The sequence below is a fragment of the Actinoplanes sp. NPDC051513 genome (assembly GCF_044454685.1).
GTDB lineage: Bacteria > Actinomycetota > Actinomycetes > Mycobacteriales > Micromonosporaceae > Actinoplanes.
In genome coordinates this window covers 1-16,490 of the sequence record NZ_JBITDW010000033.1, presented here as the reverse complement: position 1 = coordinate 16,490, position 16,490 = coordinate 1, and the positions used below count along the sequence as shown (strand labels likewise).

General features: G+C 69.7%; 17 protein-coding genes and 1 riboswitch. Of the genes, 8 read left to right on the top strand and 9 right to left on the bottom strand.

The window, feature by feature from the left end:
* Nucleotides 1-28: 28 nt before the first annotated feature.
* The 3 genes from ACIA5D_RS46730 to ACIA5D_RS46720 are packed head-to-tail and all read right to left on the bottom strand — an operon-like array spanning nt 29 to nt 2,898.
* Nucleotides 29-817, bottom strand: a complete 789-nt coding sequence (locus tag ACIA5D_RS46730; RefSeq protein ID WP_396037157.1) for an ATP-binding cassette domain-containing protein — start codon at nt 815-817, stop codon at nt 29-31.
* The gene (locus ACIA5D_RS46725) at nt 814-1,830 is read right to left on the bottom strand and encodes an ABC transporter permease (RefSeq protein WP_396037156.1); all 1,017 of its coding nucleotides are present in this window, start codon (nt 1,828-1,830) and stop codon (nt 814-816) included. The genes ACIA5D_RS46730 and ACIA5D_RS46725 overlap by 4 nt, the downstream gene beginning before the upstream one ends.
* A 3-nt stretch (nt 1,831-1,833) precedes the next feature.
* Nucleotides 1,834-2,898 carry a sugar ABC transporter substrate-binding protein gene (locus ACIA5D_RS46720; protein ID WP_396037154.1) on the bottom strand — a complete coding sequence of 355 codons (1,065 nt, stop codon included), beginning with the start codon at nt 2,896-2,898 and terminating at the stop codon, nt 1,834-1,836.
* Nucleotides 2,899-3,032: 134 nt separating this feature from the next.
* Here ACIA5D_RS46720 and ACIA5D_RS46715 point away from each other — a divergent pair, with 134 nt between their 5' ends.
* Nucleotides 3,033-4,013 carry a LacI family DNA-binding transcriptional regulator gene (locus ACIA5D_RS46715; RefSeq protein ID WP_396037153.1) on the top strand — a complete coding sequence of 327 codons (981 nt, stop codon included), beginning with the start codon at nt 3,033-3,035 and terminating at the stop codon, nt 4,011-4,013.
* Here the strand turns inward: ACIA5D_RS46715 and ACIA5D_RS46710 are convergent.
* A complete protein-coding gene (locus ACIA5D_RS46710; RefSeq protein ID WP_396037152.1) occupies nt 4,010-6,223 on the bottom strand; it encodes a discoidin domain-containing protein in 2,214 nt (737 codons plus the stop codon). The two genes, ACIA5D_RS46715 and ACIA5D_RS46710, sit on opposite strands and share 4 nt — an antisense overlap.
* Before the next feature lie 397 nt (nt 6,224-6,620).
* Here ACIA5D_RS46710 and ACIA5D_RS46705 point away from each other — a divergent pair, with 397 nt between their 5' ends.
* Complete coding sequence (locus ACIA5D_RS46705; RefSeq protein ID WP_396037151.1) at nt 6,621-7,121, top strand: metallophosphoesterase family protein; 501 nt, start codon at nt 6,621-6,623, stop codon at nt 7,119-7,121.
* Here the strand turns inward: ACIA5D_RS46705 and ACIA5D_RS46700 are convergent.
* Nucleotides 7,052-7,552 (bottom strand): nitroreductase family deazaflavin-dependent oxidoreductase, encoded by a 501-nt coding sequence (locus ACIA5D_RS46700; RefSeq protein ID WP_396037150.1) that lies wholly within the window; start codon nt 7,550-7,552, stop codon nt 7,052-7,054. The genes ACIA5D_RS46705 and ACIA5D_RS46700 overlap by 70 nt on opposite strands.
* 342 nt (nt 7,553-7,894) lie before the next feature.
* Nucleotides 7,895-9,319: a glycine hydroxymethyltransferase gene (locus tag ACIA5D_RS46695; protein WP_396037149.1), complete on the bottom strand. Its 1,425-nt coding sequence runs from the start codon at nt 9,317-9,319 to the stop codon at nt 7,895-7,897.
* Between the two features lie 19 nt (nt 9,320-9,338).
* A riboswitch (ZMP/ZTP riboswitch) is annotated at nt 9,339-9,430 on the bottom strand.
* Nucleotides 9,431-9,537: 107 nt separating this feature from the next.
* Here ACIA5D_RS46695 and ACIA5D_RS46690 point away from each other — a divergent pair.
* From ACIA5D_RS46690 to ACIA5D_RS46670, 5 genes are all read left to right on the top strand, one after another.
* On the top strand, nt 9,538-10,059 hold the full coding sequence (locus tag ACIA5D_RS46690) for a TetR/AcrR family transcriptional regulator (protein WP_396037148.1): 522 nt from the start codon (nt 9,538-9,540) through the stop codon (nt 10,057-10,059).
* Between the two features lie 6 nt (nt 10,060-10,065).
* Nucleotides 10,066-11,907, top strand: coding sequence for a cation:proton antiporter (locus ACIA5D_RS46685; RefSeq protein ID WP_396037147.1), 1,842 nt, complete (start codon nt 10,066-10,068; stop codon nt 11,905-11,907).
* 91 nt (nt 11,908-11,998) lie between these two features.
* The gene (locus ACIA5D_RS46680; protein ID WP_396037146.1) at nt 11,999-12,820 is read left to right on the top strand and encodes a helix-turn-helix transcriptional regulator; all 822 of its coding nucleotides are present in this window, start codon (nt 11,999-12,001) and stop codon (nt 12,818-12,820) included.
* Between the two features lie 32 nt (nt 12,821-12,852).
* Entirely contained in the window at nt 12,853-13,578 is a 726-nt protein-coding gene (locus ACIA5D_RS46675; protein ID WP_396037145.1) for an SDR family NAD(P)-dependent oxidoreductase, read from the top strand.
* 25 nt (nt 13,579-13,603) lie between these two features.
* Nucleotides 13,604-13,846, top strand: coding sequence for a hypothetical protein (locus tag ACIA5D_RS46670; protein ID WP_396037144.1), 243 nt, complete (start codon nt 13,604-13,606; stop codon nt 13,844-13,846).
* A 132-nt stretch (nt 13,847-13,978) separates the two neighbouring features.
* On the opposite strand, the gene ACIA5D_RS46665 is transcribed toward ACIA5D_RS46670, so the two are convergent.
* Genes ACIA5D_RS46665 through ACIA5D_RS46655 form a run of 3 tightly spaced genes read right to left on the bottom strand, consistent with a single transcriptional unit; the run spans nt 13,979 to nt 15,959 of the window.
* A complete protein-coding gene (locus ACIA5D_RS46665; RefSeq protein WP_396037143.1) occupies nt 13,979-15,208 on the bottom strand; it encodes an SLC13 family permease in 1,230 nt (409 codons plus the stop codon).
* On the bottom strand, nt 15,209-15,520 hold the full coding sequence (locus ACIA5D_RS46660) for an STAS domain-containing protein (RefSeq protein ID WP_396037142.1): 312 nt from the start codon (nt 15,518-15,520) through the stop codon (nt 15,209-15,211).
* Between the two features lie 28 nt (nt 15,521-15,548).
* Entirely contained in the window at nt 15,549-15,959 is a 411-nt protein-coding gene (locus ACIA5D_RS46655) for an ATP-binding protein (protein ID WP_396037141.1), read from the bottom strand.
* A gap of 283 nt (nt 15,960-16,242) precedes the next feature.
* Here ACIA5D_RS46655 and ACIA5D_RS46650 point away from each other — a divergent pair.
* Nucleotides 16,243-16,490, top strand: a 248-nt coding sequence (locus ACIA5D_RS46650) for a sigma factor (protein WP_396037140.1), incomplete at its 3' end; no start/stop codon positions are given.

Genomic DNA, 16,490 nt, shown 5'->3' with positions numbered 1-16,490 from the left:
GACGCGGGGGCCGGCCTCGTTGCGGAACCTACGACGGCTCCGCCGCGGCGGGCTCGTCCGGCGGCGGGGCGGCGCCCGTCATGATCGCTACCGCCTCGGACATCGAGTGGGACTTCGGGGTGATCACCGCGGCCCGGCGGCCGAGGCGCTGGATGTGGATGCGGTCGGCCACCTCGAACACGTGCGGCATGTTGTGGCTGATCAGGATCACCGGGAGGCCGCGGTCGCGGACGTCGCGGATCAGCTGGAGGACACGGTTGCCCTCCTTGACGCCGAGCGCGGCGGTCGGCTCGTCGAGGATCACCACCTTGCTGCCGAACGCGGCCGAGCGGGCCACCGCCACGGCCTGCCGCTGACCGCCGGAGAGCGACTCGACGGCCTGGCCGATGTTCTGGAGGGTGGCGACGCCGAGCTCGCTCATGTGCCGCTTCGCCTCGGCGCGCATGTGCGAGCGGTCGAGCATCCGGAAGACCGAGCCGAGCGGGCCCGGCTTGCGCTCCTCGCGGCCGAGAAACAGGTTGTCGGCGATGTCGAGGCCGGGGGCAACGGCCAGGGTCTGGTAGACGGTCTCGATGCCGGCGGAGCGCGCGTCCATCGGCGTACGGAAACGGACCCTCGTGCCGTCCAGGAAAATCTCGCCCTCGTCCGGGATCAGGGCGCCGGAGAGCGCCTTGATGAGGCTGGACTTGCCGGCGCCGTTGTCGCCGATCACCGCGAGGATCTCGCCGGGGTACAGCTCGAGGTCGCTGCCGTCGATCGCCACGACCCGGCCGTAGCGCTTGGTGAGGCCCTTGGCCTGCAGAACGGGTTCGGTCACGTCTTCACCTTCCTGATCCACTGGTCGAGCGAGACGGCGATGAGCACCAGCAGGCCGATGGCGAAGCCCTGCCAGACGACCTCGATGCCGGCCAGCTGCAGGCCGTTACGGAAGACGCCGACGATGAGCGCGCCGATCAGGGTGCCGATCACGCTGCCCCGGCCGCCGAAGAGGCTGGTGCCGCCGAGCACGACCGCGGTGATCGAGTCGAGGTTGTACTCGAGGCCGACGTTCGGGCTGGCCGAGGCGAGCCGGCCGATGAGGATCCAGCCGCCGATCGCGTAGAGCAGGCCGGCCACGGTGTAGACCGAGAACAGCACGCGCCCGGTCCGGATGCCGGCCAGCCGCGCGGACTCGGCGTCGTCGCCCGTCGCGTACACGTGCTTGCCCCATGCCGTGCGCGAGAGCACGTAGAAGAAGTACGCGAACAGCAGCAGCATGATGATCGACCCGTACGTGAGCCGGAAGCCCCCGATCGGGATCGAGTTGCCGGTCCAGGTCATCAGGCTGGGCATGTCCGAGCCGCGCACGGTCTCGCTGTTGCTGACCACCGAGTTCAGCGAGAAGAAGATGGTCAGCGTGCCGAGGGTGACGATGAACGGTGGCAGTTTGATCTTTGTGACCAGCGCGCCGTTGATCGCCCCCATCGCGGTGCCGCACGCCAGGCCGAGCACCAGCGCGATCACCCCGGGCATGCCGGCCTTGGTGCAGAACTGCGCCATCAGGACCGCCGAGAACACCGCGATGGCGCCGGCCGACAGGTCGATGCCGGCGGTCAGGATGATCAGCGTCTGCCCGAGGGCGAGCGTGGCGATGACCGTGACCTGCTGCAGGACGAGGGAGAGGTTGGTGGCGGTCAGGAAGCGGCCGTTGACGATCGAGAACGCGATGATCGCGACGATCAGCACGGCCAGCGGCCCGAGGACCGGGTTGCCGTGCAGGAGATGTTGGACGCGCAGGCCGAACGAGTCGTGCCGGCGCACCTCGAATTCGCTAGCTGTAGCAGTTGCCATGCGTCACCCCCAGCAATTCTGCTTGCCCCACGCGGAGTCTTTCGCGTCCACGCCGGCCTGCGGATCGTCGGTGATCAGTTCGACGCCGGTGTCGTAGAAGTCCTTGCCCGGCGTCGCCTGCGGTTTCGTGCCGTCCTTGGCGTACGCGGCGATCGCGTCGACGCCCAGCTGCGCCATCTTGAGCGGGAACTGCATCGAGGTGGCCCCGATGACGCCCTTGGAAACGTTGTCGACGCCCGGGCAGCCGCCGTCGATCGAGACGATCGTGACGTCCTTGTCCTTGCCGGCCGACTTGAGGGCCTGGTACGCGCCGGCCGCGGCGGGCTCGTTGATCGTGTAGACCAGGTTGATCGACGGGTCCTTCTGCAGCAGGTTCTCCATCGCGGTCCGGCCACCGTCCTCGGCGCCGTCGGTGACGTCGTGCCCGGCGATCCGCGGATCGTTCTCGTCGCCGATCTTGTTGGGGTCGCCGACCGGGATGCCGAAGCCGTCGAGGAAGCCCTGGTCCCGCTTGACGTCGACGGAGACCCCGTTGGCGTTGAGGTCGAGCATGGCGATCTTCGCCTGCTTGCTGTCCTTGGCGAACTTCGCCTTGGCCCACTGCCCGATCAGCTTGCCGGCCTGGTAGTTGTCGGTGGCGAAGGTGGCGTCCGCGGCGTCCGGCGGGTCGACCGGCGTGTCCAGGGCGATCACGAGCATGTCCTGCTCGTGCGCCTTGTCGATGGAGGGCACGATCGCCTTCGAGTCGTTCGGCGTGATCAGGAAGCCCTTGGCGCCGAACGACATCAGGTTCTCGATCGCCTGCACCTGGGCCTCGTTGTCGCCGTCCTGCTTGCCGGCGAAGGTCTGCAGCTCGAGGCCCTCGGCCTCGGCCTCGGCCTGGGCGCCCTTCTTCATCTGGACGAAGAACGGGTTCGTGTCGGTCTTGGTGATCAGCCCGACGACGTCCTCGCCGGACCCCCTGTTGCAGGCGGCGGCCGAACCGAGCGCCAGCGCCATCACGCAGCCGACGGCCACCAACCTTCCGGCCCTGACTGAGCCGATCCCAGACATGGTGGGATCCCGCATGTCTCCTCCAAACCGATTTAGCAGAAATCGAGAGACAACGTTGTCCCGCAGTAGACGCCCGCGTTCATCGTGTGTCAACAATGAGTTTCCAAAGTGTTGCGCTTGGTGATCATCATTGACAGGAGTCAATGTAGATGACGCATCGGCCGACCATGAACGACGTTGCCCGGACCGCCGGGGTGAGCCTCAAGACGGTCTCCCGGGTGGTCAACGGCGAGACCACGGTGGCGCCCGATCTGGCCGCGCGGGTCAGGGCGGCGGTGCAGTCGCTCGACTATCGGCCGCACCTCGGCGCAAGCCTGCTGCGGCGGCGCGACCAGCATGCCCGGACGATCGGCGTGCTGCTCGAGGACGTGTCCCATCCGTTCTCCGCCGCCCTGCACCGGGCGATCGTCGAGGAGGCCGGCCTGCGCGGCGCCCAGGTCCTCGCCGGCATTCTCGACGAGGGGCGGGAGCGGGATCTCGCCGTCGCGTTCGACCAGCGGCAGACCGATGGCCTCATCGTCGCGCCCATGGCAACTAATCAGACATACCTGGCGTCGCTGCGGGCGCCGATCGTCTTCGTCGACCGGGAGGCCACCGGGATGGCCGCCGACACGGTCGTCTCCACCAACGTCGCCGGGGCCGCGGGAGCGGTCCGGCATCTGCTCGTGCAGGGACATCGGCGGATCGCGTACCTGGGAGACCGGCGCAATCTGACGACGGCCCGGGACCGGCACCGGGGTTATCTGCGGGCCCTCGGTGGACGCGCCGGGCCCGTGGTGCACGATCTGCGCGACGCCGCCGCCGCGGAAGGCGCGGCCATCGCGATGCTGCGCGGGCCCGACCCGCCCACGGCGATCTTCGCGGCCCGCAGTCCGATCACCATCGGGGTGGTGCGGGCGTTGCGGCGGCTGCGGATGGAGAACGCGGTCGCGCTGATCGGCTTCGACGACTTTCCGCTGGCCGATCTGCTCGATCCGCCGGTCACCGTGGTGGCGCAGGACCCGGCGCGGATGGGGCGGACGGCCGCGCTGGCGCTCTTCGAGCGGATCGATGGGGAAATAAGCGCACCGCGCGAGATCAGGATCCCGACGACCCTGATCCCGCGCGGCAGCGGTGAGTTGGCGGTTTAGGGGAAGTTGGTCACCGTGCGCGGAACGACCTGGTCGGCCGTGGCCGCGGCGCCGATGTTGTTGACCACGTGGTCGATCGTGCCGGAGGCGAGCGAGATCGTGAAGATGTTGTGCAGCCTCACCCCGCCGTTCGCCGGCGCCTGGAACCCGTTGGCCGAGTGCACGGCCGGGTTGTTCTGGAAGAACGCGTAGCTGCCCATGCCCCAGGCCTCGTGGCTGGTCACGCTGTCGGCCACCTTGTACGCCGGGTACCCGGTGCCGTCACTGCGCCAGGCGGCGTTGGACGGCGGGTCGTACGGCTGCTCGTTCTGCAGGAAGTAGGTCCGCCCGCCGTTGCCGTTCCAGAGGATCTCGGTTTTCTGGTAGTGCTCGACGAACAGGCCGTACGCCGTGACGTTCTGCCCGTTCACGATCAGGCCGCTGTCCGCGGTGTTGACCGTCCAGCCGTACGTGCCGCCGTTGCCGTGGTCGGCCCGCCACGCCCAGATGTGGTCGATGATCGCGTTGTTGCTGTTGACGAGCAGGCTGTTGGTGGCCTTGCCGGCGATCGAGCCGCCGATCCGGAAGAAGGTGTCCTGCACGGTCGTCGGGTTGGCGGCGTGGTTCGCGTTGCTTCCGTTCGGCCCGATGACGAGCAGGTTCGCCGAGTTGGTCGTGCCCGCGTCGAAGAGCACACCGGCGATCTTCACACCGTCCACGTCGGCCACCTGCATCGCGGTGACCCCGTTGTCCGGAATGATGGTCGCGTAGCCGAGGCCCATGACCACGGTGTTCGCCCGCGTCACGTTGATCGTCTGCTGCACGTGGTAGATCCCAGGAGTGAAGATCAGGTTGAGCCCCTGAGCGAGGGCCTGGTTGATCGTCGCCGCCGAGTCTCCCGGCTTGGCCACATAGAACTGGCTCAGCGGCAGGCTGGTGCCGGGCGTGTTGCCGTTCGCCCAGGTGACACCCGAGGCATTCGACTGCAGATTGGGTACGAACACCGCGTACTGGCCGCCGGTCTGGTACAGGTAAGGCTTCTCCCGGATGACCGGGGTGCTGCCGATCACCGTGTACGGCGGAGTCGGGTAGCTGGCCGCCGGAGCGCCCTGCACACCCACGAACATCTGGTTCCACACGGCGTTCGAGTTCGACCCGATCTGGCTGTTGCGGGTGAACCACTGCTGCTGCGAATACTGACCCTCGACGCCGCTGATCCGGGAGTCGGCGATGTAGCCGCCGGACGCCCAGCCGTAGCCGTTCGGCGCCAGGTTCACGCCGCCGTGGATGTCCATCCGGCGGAACGGCGCGGCCTGCGAGACGGCCCACCGGTCGTCACCGGAGACCGGGTAGAGCGACAGGTTCTCGACCGAGCGCCAGAAGTTCTGGGTCGCGTTGCCGTTGAACCAGCCGGCGTCCACGGTGATGTCGCCGTTGATCCGGGTGTCCTGCGGGTTCTGGCCGAGGCCGACCACCGAGGTGTAGAAGCCGACCTGGATGTTCAGGCCGTTGTAGGTGCCCGGCTTGAACGCGAGCACGTACCGCTGGTTGCCGAACTGGTTCGACTCCTGCTGCCGGAAGATCGTGTCGGCCTGGCTCTGGATCGAGGCGCTCGACATGCCCGGGTCGAACACGATCACATTGGCGCCCAGCGATCCGCCCGCGGGGACGGTCGGGCCGGTGGGCGGGGTGGTGGTCGGTTCGGTGGTCGGGGTGCCGCCGTAGACCTTGAATTCCCAGAGCGAGTAGCCGTAGCCGGTGGTGCGCTGGGTCCCGTACATCCGCACGTACCGGCCCGTGCCGTTGACCGTCAGCGACTGGTTGCCGCCGGTCGACGTGGTGGTCGAGTAGACCGACGTCCAGCTGCTGGCGTTGCTCGAGACCTGGATCTCGAACGCCTTGCCGGCCGCGGTCTCCCAGTTCAGCTCGACCCGGGTGATCGTCTGCGAGCTGCCGAGGTCGACCTGCAGCCACTGCGGGTCGGAGAACGCCGACGACCAGCGGGTGCCGGTGTTGCCGTCGACGGCCTCGGAGGCAAGGTAGGCCCCGGCCGCCTCGGTCGACGACGCGGTGGCCGGCTTGCCCTGCGAGAGCAGGGTTTCCGCGGCGCTGGCGCCGACGGTGGTGAAGGCGGCGTACCCGGCGACGACGGCGGCGACGAGGCCACCGATCGCGCCGAGGCGCCAGGGGGAGCGTCTCCGCGAAGGTGCGGAGGTGACGGGGATGGTCATTGCTTCTCCTTGGGCGGGGAACTGCAAGGGGGACTGCTTGCACCCTCGGGGAGGCTGATCTCTCCACATGTACGGGGAGAGCGCTCCCCCGCCATCGAAGCTAAGTAGGGTCCGTGACCCTGTCCAGAGTTGGCCGAGGTTCCGGAACCGATCGATAACCGTCGTGGACTTGCGGATGTCACAAGCGTTCGTCATGGCACTTTGCCCGTTCGGGCATCAGCGCAGGTCAATGGCGTACCGTAACTTCCCGTTCATCCCCCGGGAGGTTCCGCGCCCACCGCGATAACGAAGACCCCGGAACCGGTTCCGGCGCTGATCAGGAAAAGGTCCATCGCCCACTTCATCGGACAATTCCCCCGATCGTTCCAGGGATAGCGCTTTCTCTATCGTGGGAGATATGCGGCTCGTGCTGACCAGCGACACCCATCTGCCGAAGCGCGCGCGGGACCTTCCGGCGCCGCTGTGGGCGGCGATCGACGACGCCGACATCGTGGTGCACGCGGGAGACTGGGTCGACGTGGCCACACTGGACGCCCTGTCGGCGCGGGCCGCGCGACTGATCGGATGCCACGGCAACAACGACGGCGCTGCCTTGCGGGCGCGGCTGCCGGAGGTCGCCTTCGCCGACCTCGACGGGCTGCGGATGGCCGTCGTGCACGAGACCGGGCCGGCGCAGGGCCGCGAGGAGCGTTGCGCGGCCCGCTTTCCGGAGGTGGATCTGCTGGTGTTCGGGCATTCGCACATCCCGTGGGACACCACGGCGGCCAACGGGTTACGGCTGCTCAACCCTGGCTCGCCGACAGATCGGCGGCGTCAGCCCTTCGCGACCTACATGACCGCGACCGTCGCCGCCGGCCGGCTGACCGAGGTGACGCTGCACGAGCTGCCGGGCCGCTGAGCGACGATACGGAAGATCGGGAAGCCGGAGGCCGCGGCCTCGATCTCGGCCTGCGGGGAGTCTGCCTTGAGACCGTCGAAGAACGCGCCCGTCTCCCACGCCCACTTCTTCAGGTAGAGCCGGATCAGCGGTTCCTTGTCTTCGTCGGCAATCTCGACCGGAGTGAAAAGCTGGCGACGCCGGCCGAGCCGGAGCTCGCCCTCGCCGGCCGCGCGCAGGTTGCGCACCCACTGGGTGTGGCCACGCGGCGCCAGCAGATAGCGCTCGCCCTCGTAGGTGAACAGGTTGACGATCGTGGTGCGGACCTCGCCGGACTTGCGGCCGCGGACCGCCAGGACCCGGCTGCCCATCAGGCTGACGCCACGCGCGGTGAGCCATTTCGCCGTGTCGTTGAAAATGTTCGCGGCGCGCTTGGGGGCCAGGTAACGCATGTCTCCTCCTTCATTTCGAGAGCACTGCTCTCTCCTGTAACCAGTGAACACCTGAGCGGTGCACACTGTCAAGAGCAGTGCTCTCGAAACGTCGGCAGAGTCCGCAGCGGCCAGCCGTGGCCCGGGGCGTGGGGCTGCTGCGGTGGAGCGTTGCGGTGGGGCCGCCGCCGCTGGCGATCTTGGTGAAGTGGTGCGCCCGGCGCGCGGGAACTCACCACTCACGCAGAATGAAGGGCCAGGGCCAGCAAAGCTGGGCCCCGGCCCGCCCTCGGCGTGAGCGACGGTCTGTACCCACCACCCACGCACGACATCATGAACTTGAACTTGCTTTGCGGACGCGGCTCAGCCGAGATCGACCTGGGGGTATAGGGGGAACGGGGCCAGCAGCTCGGTCGCCTGCTTGCTGATGCGGTCGGACAGGGCCGGGTCGAGGGTGTACTTCGCCTTGGAAGCCTCGGCCGATGTGGTGTTCGCGAGGACTGTGTGGATCAGGTCGGCGATCTGGTCCATCTCGGCGGTGCCGAGGCCTCGGGACGTGAGGGCCGGCGTGCCGATGCGAATGCCCGACGTGTACCAGGCGCCGTTCGGGTCCTGCGGGATGGCGTTGCGGTTGGTGACCACGCCGCTGTCCAGGAGGGCCTGCTCGGCCTGGCGGCCGGTGAGGCCGAACGGGTGCACGTCGATGAGGACCAGGTGGTTGTCGGTGCCGCCGCTGACCAGTTGGACGCCGCGCTTCAGGAGGCCCTCGGCCAGCGCCTGGCTGTTGGTGACGATCTGCTGGGCGTAAGTGGCGAACTCGGGACGGCGGGCCTCGGCGAAGGCGATCGCCTTGGCCGCCATGATGTGGGACAGCGGGCCGCCGAGGACCATCGGGCAGCCGCGATCGACCTGCTCGGCCAGCGACGGCTGGGCCAGGACCGCGCCGCCGCGGGGGCCGCGCAGGCTCTTGTGGGTGGTGGTGGTGACGATGTGAGCATGCTCGACCGGGTTGTAATCGCCGGTGAAGACCTTGCCCGCGACCAGGCCGGCGAAGTGGGCCATGTCGACCATGAAGGTGGCGCCGACCTCGTCGGCGATCTCGCGCATCGTCGCGAAGTTCACCTTGCGGGGGTACGCGGAGTAGCCGCCCACGATGATCAGCGGCTTGAACTCGCGCGCGGACTCGCGCAGCGCCGCGTAGTCGATCTGGCCGGTGGCCGGGTCGACGCCGTAGCTGCGCTGGTCGAACATCTTGCCGGAGATGTTGGGGCGGAAGCCGTGGGTGAGGTGGCCGCCGGCGTCGAGGCTCATGCCGAGCATGCGCTGGTTGCCGAAGGCGGCGCGCAGCTCGGCCCACTCGGCGTCGGTGAGGTCGTTGACCTGCCGCTTCTCAAAGCGACGAAGGTGGGGCACCTCGACGCGGTCGGCGAGGATCGCCCAGTACGCGACCAGGTTCGCGTCGATGCCGGAGTGCGGCTGGACGTACGCGTACGGCGCGTCGAACAGGGCCTTCGCATGCTCGACGGCGATCGCCTCGACGGTGTCGACGTTCTGGCAGCCGGCGTAGAAGCGGCGGCCGATCGTGCCCTCCGCGTACTTGTCGGAGAGCCAGTTGCCCATCGCCAGCAGCACCGCCGGAGAGGCGTAGTTCTCACTGGCGATCAGCTTGAGGGACTCGCGCTGGTCGTGCAGCTCCTTGGCGATCGCGTCGGCGATGCGCGGCTCGACGGAGCGGACGACCTCGAGCGCGGAGCGGAATGCGCTGGATTCAACACTGAGCTCAGGCATAGGACCTCCCTATCACGATGGAAGAGGCCCAGGCGCACGGCAAGACGTCATGACGACGGGGCCGCTCCCCGATGGTTGTCCCATCCGAACGCGCCAGTCACGGCCCGCCCGAGAGCATACCGGCGTCGGCGGGCCAGTTCACCCCCGTTCGGCGATGCGCGGTCTCCCACACTCCTATAGTCGGGACGGGCATCCCGATTATCCGGAGGAGGCGGCCGATGCGGGCCGACGCGGAGCGCAATCGCGCCAAGGTGATCGAGGCGGCCATGACCGCGTTCGCGAAGGACGGGCTGTCCGTGCCGGTCGCCGAGATCGGCCGGCGGGCCGGGGTGGGCACGGGCACGGTGAGCCGGCACTTCCCCACCAAGGAGTCGCTGTACGAGGCGATCGTGCTGGCCCGGGTGGAGGAGATCGTCGGCGAGGCCGAGCGGCTGCTCGCCGTCGCGCCGCCGGGCGAGGCGTTCTTCCGGTTCTTCGCCTACATGGTCGGGCAGGCGGCGGCGAACCGCGGGCTGGCCGAGGCCTTGTCCGGCGGCGGCTTCGACGTGGAGGCGGCGGGCGGGCGCACCGGCCGCGCCCTCGAGGGGATCGAGCAGCGCCTGCTGGTCGATGCGCAAGCGGCCGGCACGGTGCGCGCCGACGCGACCCGCGACGACGTGAAGGCGCTGCTCGGGGCGTGCGTGGCGGCGCCGGACCGAGCCCGGATGATCGAGATCGTGACCACCGGGCTGCGGCCGTGATCGCGCATGGTGCGCCTCGGCCTGCGCGGCGCCGAAGTCGTAGCGGTAGGCCGCGTCGCCGGCGTCGCCGAGTCGGTCCAGCCGGTCTGCACGACCGGTGGGCTCTCGAAGTGCGACGCGGATGCCGCCTGCGCCGTGCCGATGACGGTCAGCGGGCTCGCGACAAGGGTGAGCGCGACGCCCGAGATGAGCCCGCGACGCTCTAGCCTGATCTTCGTGGACGGCGTGCAGCTCCTGCTCATCATCGGTGCCGGCATCGCGATCTCGGCGGTCGCCAAGAAACGAAACCTCGAACCGGGCCTGATCATCGTGGTGCTGGCGGCGGCCGCGTCGTTCATACCCGGGGTGCCGCGGCTCGAGCTGGAGAGCGAGTTCATCCTCGCGGTGGTGGTGCCGCCGCTGCTCTACTCGGCGACCCGCGGTGCGTCGTTCTCCGCGTTCGGCGCCAATCTGGGCCCGGTCGTCACCCTCGGCGTGGTGCTCGTGCTGCTCACCACCGGCGTGCTCGGCGTGGTCGGCTCGTGGCTGCTGCCGTCGATGGGCGCCGCCGTGTTCGTGCTGGGCGCTGTGCTCGCGCCGCCCGACACGATCACCACGGTCTCGCACGGCGACGAGATCGGGCTGCCCAAACGGGTCACCTCGATCCTGACCGGGGAGAGCCTGGTCAACGACGCCACCGCGCTCACCCTGTTCGCCATCGCGATCGGCGCGGTCAACGGCGAGCACACCACCTGGGGCCACGGCGCGCTGGAGCTGCTGCGCAACGCCTTCGTCGGGATGGGCATCGGCGGGGCTTTCGCGGTGGCCACGCTGTGGCTGCGCAAGCGGCTCGGCAACCCGACGCTGGAGACCTCCCTCGTGCTGCTGCTGCCGTTCACCGCCTTCCTCGTCGCCGAGCAGGTGCACGCCTCGGGCATCCTCGCGGTCGTGGTGGCGGCGTTCGCGGTGAGCACCAACCTCACGCTCGACCCTCAGCACCAGTACTCGGGCGCCTACCGCACCCGGCTGCAGGAGGAGAACTTCTGGCCGGTGCTCGACTTCATGCTGGAGACGTTCGTCTTCGCGTACATCGGGTTCCAGCTGCGCTTCGTGCTCGTCGACCTCGCCGACTCCGAGGACCCGGGCCTGGCCCGCACGCTGGTGGCGGCCGGCGTCCTGCTGGTGGTCGCGATCGTGTTCCGGCTGCTGGCGGTGTATCTGCTGTTCGGTCGCTACACGATCAAGGACCGGTTGATCAAGCGCCGGGTCGCGGCCGACGAGCGGTACCGCACCCGGATGGACGCCGTGCGGCAGCGCCGCAAGCGACGCGGCGGCGAGCCGCTGGGCCCGCCGACGCAGAAGGAGACGCTGCTCGTCGGATGGATCGGCATGCGCGGCATCCTGACGCTGGCCGCGGCGGGCTCGATCCCGGAGAGCGTCCCGGGCCGGGACGCGATCCTGGCGATCGCGCTGTTCGTCACGCTCGGCACGCTGCTGATCCAGGGCACCACGATCGGCTGGCTGACCCGCCGGCTGCGCTTCGACCTGACCGCCGAGCAGGCCAAGGAGGAGGAGATGCGCGAGGTCGGACGGCAGATCGTGGCGGAGGCCGCCGCCCAGCCGGCCGCCGACGTGGACGCGTCCTTCGAGGCCCAGCGGCGCGCGCTCGGCACGGCGGTGATGGAGCGGCGGCTGGCCGAGGAGATCGCCCGCGCGCTGATCGAGGACCTCGACCTGCGCCAGGCGGCCATGCACACCGCGCCGCAGGCGATGCTCGGCCGGCGGCCATGGCCCGGCCGGCCGGGCCCGCCCGGGTGGCGCGATCGGCCGGGCCCGGCCCCGAAGGGCAAGGATCAGGCCACGCCGTAGACGCGGACAACTTGTCCCTGGATAGATCCGGCCTTCCTCAAGTTTCCCGTTCGGGCCACTCTTTGTTTGTTCACCACGGGAGGTTGATCGCATGGATCGGGCACAGCTCGCCGACTTTCTCCGGACGCGCCGCGAGGCGCTCCAGCCGGAGGACGTCGGGCTGCCGCGCGGGCAGCGCCGCCGCACCGGCGGACTGCGCCGCGAGGAGGTCGCCGCGCTGGCCGGCATGTCGGCCGACTACTACGGCCGCATCGAGCAGCAGCGCGGCCCGGTCCCCTCCGAGCAGATGCTCGCCGCGCTCGCCCGCGGCCTGCACCTGAGCCTCGACGAGCGGGACCACCTGTTCCGCCTCGGCGGGCACCCCGCGCCACAGCGGATCCTGCGCGAGGACCACATCGGCCCCGGCATGATGCGGATCTTCGACCGGCTCGCGGACACCCCGGCCATGGTGATCTCGCGCTTCGGCGAGACGCTGGCGCAGACCGGCCCGGCGGCCGCCCTGCTCGGCAGCGAGACCCAGTACACCGGCCTCGACCGCTACACGGTCTACCGCTGGTTCACCAACCCCGACGCCCGCAAGATCTACCCGGTCGAGGACCACCCGACCCACACCCGGGTCTTCACCTCCCAGCTGCGCGAGGTGTACGCGGCGGCGCCCCGCGGCCGGGCCGCCGAGATCGTCGACGCCCTGCTGGCGGTCAGCCCCGAGTTCGCCGAGGTCTGGGCCGCGCACGAGGTCGGCGTCACCCACCTCGACCGCAAGCGCTTCGTCCACCCCTCGCTGGGCGAGCTCGAGCTGTACTGCCAGACCCTGCTCGACCCCGACCAGTCGCAGGTGCTGCTGGTCTTCACCGCCGTACCCGGCTCGCCGAGCCACGAGAAGCTCCAGCTCCTCGCCGCAGTCGGCGAGTAAAAGTCCTCGTTCCAACGGAGAAAGGCACCACCATGCCCAAAATCGCTCTGATCACCGGCGGCAACCGCGGACTCGGCCGGGCCACCGCCGAGGCCCTCATCGCGGACGGCGTCGAGGTCATCTACACCTACCGGGACGACCCGGGCGAGAAGATCGACGCGGTCGCGCTCAAGCTGACCGTCGGCGACCTCGACTCGTACCCCGCGTTCGTCGAGTCGCTGCGCGAGGTCCTGCGTGACCGGTTCGGCCGCGAGGACTTCGACTTCCTGGTCAACAACGCCGGCGTCGGCATCGGCGGCAAGATCGCCGACTTCCCGGTGGCGGCCTTCGACGAGCTGTTCAACGTCCACTTCCGCGGCATGTTCTTCCTGACCCAGTCGCTGCTACCGCTGATCGCCGACGGCGGCCGGATCATCAACCTGTCCACCGGTCTCGCCCGCTTCACCGGCGAGGGCATCTACGCCGCGTACGGCTCCATCAAGAGCGCCGTCGAGACGTTCACCCGCTATCTGGCCAAGGAGCTGGGCCCCCGCAACATCAGCGTGAACGTGGTGGCCCCCGGCGCCACCGCCACCGACTTCGGCGGCGGCCTGCTGCGTGACAACGAGCAGATCCGTGCGCACGTGAGCGGGCAGATCGCCTTCGGCCGCCTGGGCGAGCCCGAGGACATCGCCGGCGTCATGGTCGCCATGCTCGCCGACAACACCAAGTGGATCACCGGCCAGCGCATCGAGGCCTCGGGCGGCATGCTCCTCTGACCCGTCCGGTCTGGAGTGGACGTTCGTGCGGGCCGGGATGTTCGCGACCAACACGCCGGCCTGGGCGCCCTCGATCATCGCGGACGGGCGGGTGGGACTGCCGGAGTTCGCGGCCGACGCGATCCTGCGGGTGTGGGCCGCCGGGCAGGGGCGACCGGCCGAGGTCTCGGCGCTGGTCACCGAGGTCACCGGGCAGCCGGCCCGCACGTACGCGCAATGGGCCCGCGATCACGCACAGGACTTCCGAGTGTCGAAACCGGTTCCGTAACTCAGATTGCTTGCATGTTACGAATTGCATCGACAAGACTGACTGCGTTGGACGCACCGCCGCCGCCGATCCCCCGCTGGATCACCTCGGTTTTTCCCCGGACCGATCCCGGCGCGGCGGCGGCGGTGCGTTCTATATTCCCGCCAGCGAGATGCTCAGCCACAGCGCGAGCACGCCCGCTATCAGCGCGGCCGGCACGCTCACCGCGCCGAGCTTCAAGAAGTCGCGGCCGTCGGGCGGAGCGTCGCGGGTGTGCAGGATCTGCCGCCACAGCAGCGTCGCGAGCGAGCCGACATAGGTCAGGTTCGGCCCGACGTTCACCCCGATCAGCACGGCAAGCAGCAACGCCGGGCGGCCCTGCACGGCGGGAACCAACACCAGCGTGGCCGGCAGATTGTTCACCAGGTTGGCCAGCAGCGCGGCCAGCCCGGCCACCGCGAACAGCTGCCACCAACCGTCGCCGGGCGGCACCAGCGCGTCCACCGCGCGATCCAGGCCGTGCTGGCGGACCGCCAGCACCACCACACCGAGCGCCAGGACGAAGGCGCAGAACGGCAGGTTCGCCTCGCGCAGCAGGATGGCCGGACGGATCCGCCGGGGCAAGGCCAGGGCCAGCGCGCCCGCCGCGGCGGCCCAGGCGGGGTGCACGCCGAGCGGCTGGGCGGTCGCGAAGCCGGCCAGGGTCAGGGCCAGCACGATCAGGGCATAGCGAGGCGCGTGCGGGTTGTCGCCGTCCGACCGGTGTGCGGCGGGGGCGCTCAGGTCCTCCCGGAAGAACCATCGGAAGACCAGGTACTCGGCGAGGATCACGGCCATCCAGGGCAGGGCCATCACGGCGGCGAAGCCGAGGAAGGTGAGGCCGCTCGCCGCGAACGCCAGCAGGTTGGTCAAATTGGACACCGGCAGCAGCAACGACGCCGAGTTGGCCAGGTGTGCCGACGCGTACGCGGCCGGTCGCGGCCGGGCGCCGGTGCGGGCGGCGGTCGCGAGGACGACCGGGGTCAGCAGCACGACGGTGGCGTCCAGGCTGAGCACGGCGGTGGTCAACGCGGCCGCGACGAAGACGGCGGCCAGCAGGCGGGACGCGGAACGGCCGCTGACGCGGGCGGTCAAAGCTCCGGCGTACGCGAAAACGCCGTGCTCTCCCGCGAGAAACGCGAGCAGCAGGACCGCCGCGAGGAAGCCGACGGTGGGGCCGAGCTCTCGCACCTCGGCGAAAGCGTCCCGCCACGGCAGCAGGCCGGTCGCGACCACGGCGACCGCCGCGGGCCCGGCGACGACGGCCTCGGGCAGGCCACACGGGCGCACGACGGCAACGGCGAGCACGCCGGCCAGCAGGACAGACGCGACGAGGAGGGCCATCTAGGCGCCGAAGAGCTCCAGCACGCCGGACACCTTCAGCACCCGGGCGACCAGTCCGTTCGCGTTCACGACGCGGAAGCCGGCGGGCCTGGCGCGGGCCTCGTTGTAGCCGTCGACCAGCGCGCCCAGGGCCTCGGAGTCGATGAAGGTCACGGCGTCGAGATCGATCACGACGTCGCCGACGGCCAGGGCGGCGAGGATCACCGTGCGCAGGGCGTCGCGGGCGGTGATGTCCAGCTCGCCGCCGAGGTGCAGGAGCGTCGCGGACCCGTCGGCCGCCCGCTCCTGGCCGATCTTGTAGGAGTCCGCCACGGGGCCTTTCTACCAGCAGTCGGCGAATTCAGCTCGGGAAGCTGGCCCAGACGTGTTTGGCGGCATCGGTGGCGTACCACCCGACGTCGATCGCGAAGGTCTTGGTGAGCTGAAGTCCGAGGCCACCGGCGCCGAGCGGGCGATCTTCGGCCAGCATCGGCTCGGCGTCGCGGTCGCGGTCGGCCACGTCGATGATCAGGCGGTCGTCCTGGCGGAGCAGCCGCACGACGGTCGGCGGCAGGCCGTGCCGCAGCGCGTTGGTGGCGAGCTCGTTGGCCACCACCGTCATCCGGTCGGTGACATCGCCGGCCCCGGCCGACCCCGCGAGCGCCTCGCGCAGCTCGGCCCGCAGGCCGCGCAGGTCGCCGAAGCTCGCCAAAGTCCACCGGCATATCTCCGCGGCCACCGGGTATGGGACCGAAGCGGGCAGCGAGGTCATGGCGTTCATCCTGCCTGGACCGGGCGTTGTGGAGCATGGGCCGATACGGTGATGACCGTCTGTTGATCGCTCCGTATTAGTTGTCATCACGCAAAGTCACTCATACTTTCGGCTAGTCTTTTCTCATCCCCTCGGCTAGGGTCTTGGTATCCGAACGGCCTAATGTGCTCGGTCGGAGGCGGTCTGATCGACCGCCATCGACCGCCGATAGGGACACCCGACCGACCGGGTCCCACGAAATAACGGGACCGGCTCTCCGGAGAGGTGCCAGGGAGGACCAAGCATGACCGTCACCGAGACCTCGAAGATCGCGCCGGCCGTCACCACGAGCGCCGAGGCGCCGGTGGACAGCGCCGCCGAGCTGCTCAACGCGATGGCCGCGATGCCGATCGGCCACCCGTCGCGGGCCGCGCTGCGCGACAGCGCGATCGAGGCCTGGCTGCCGCTGGCCCGCCACCTCGCCAACCGCTACTCCGGCCGCGGCGAGCCCACCGACGACCTGATCCAGACCGCCACCGTCGGCCTGATCAA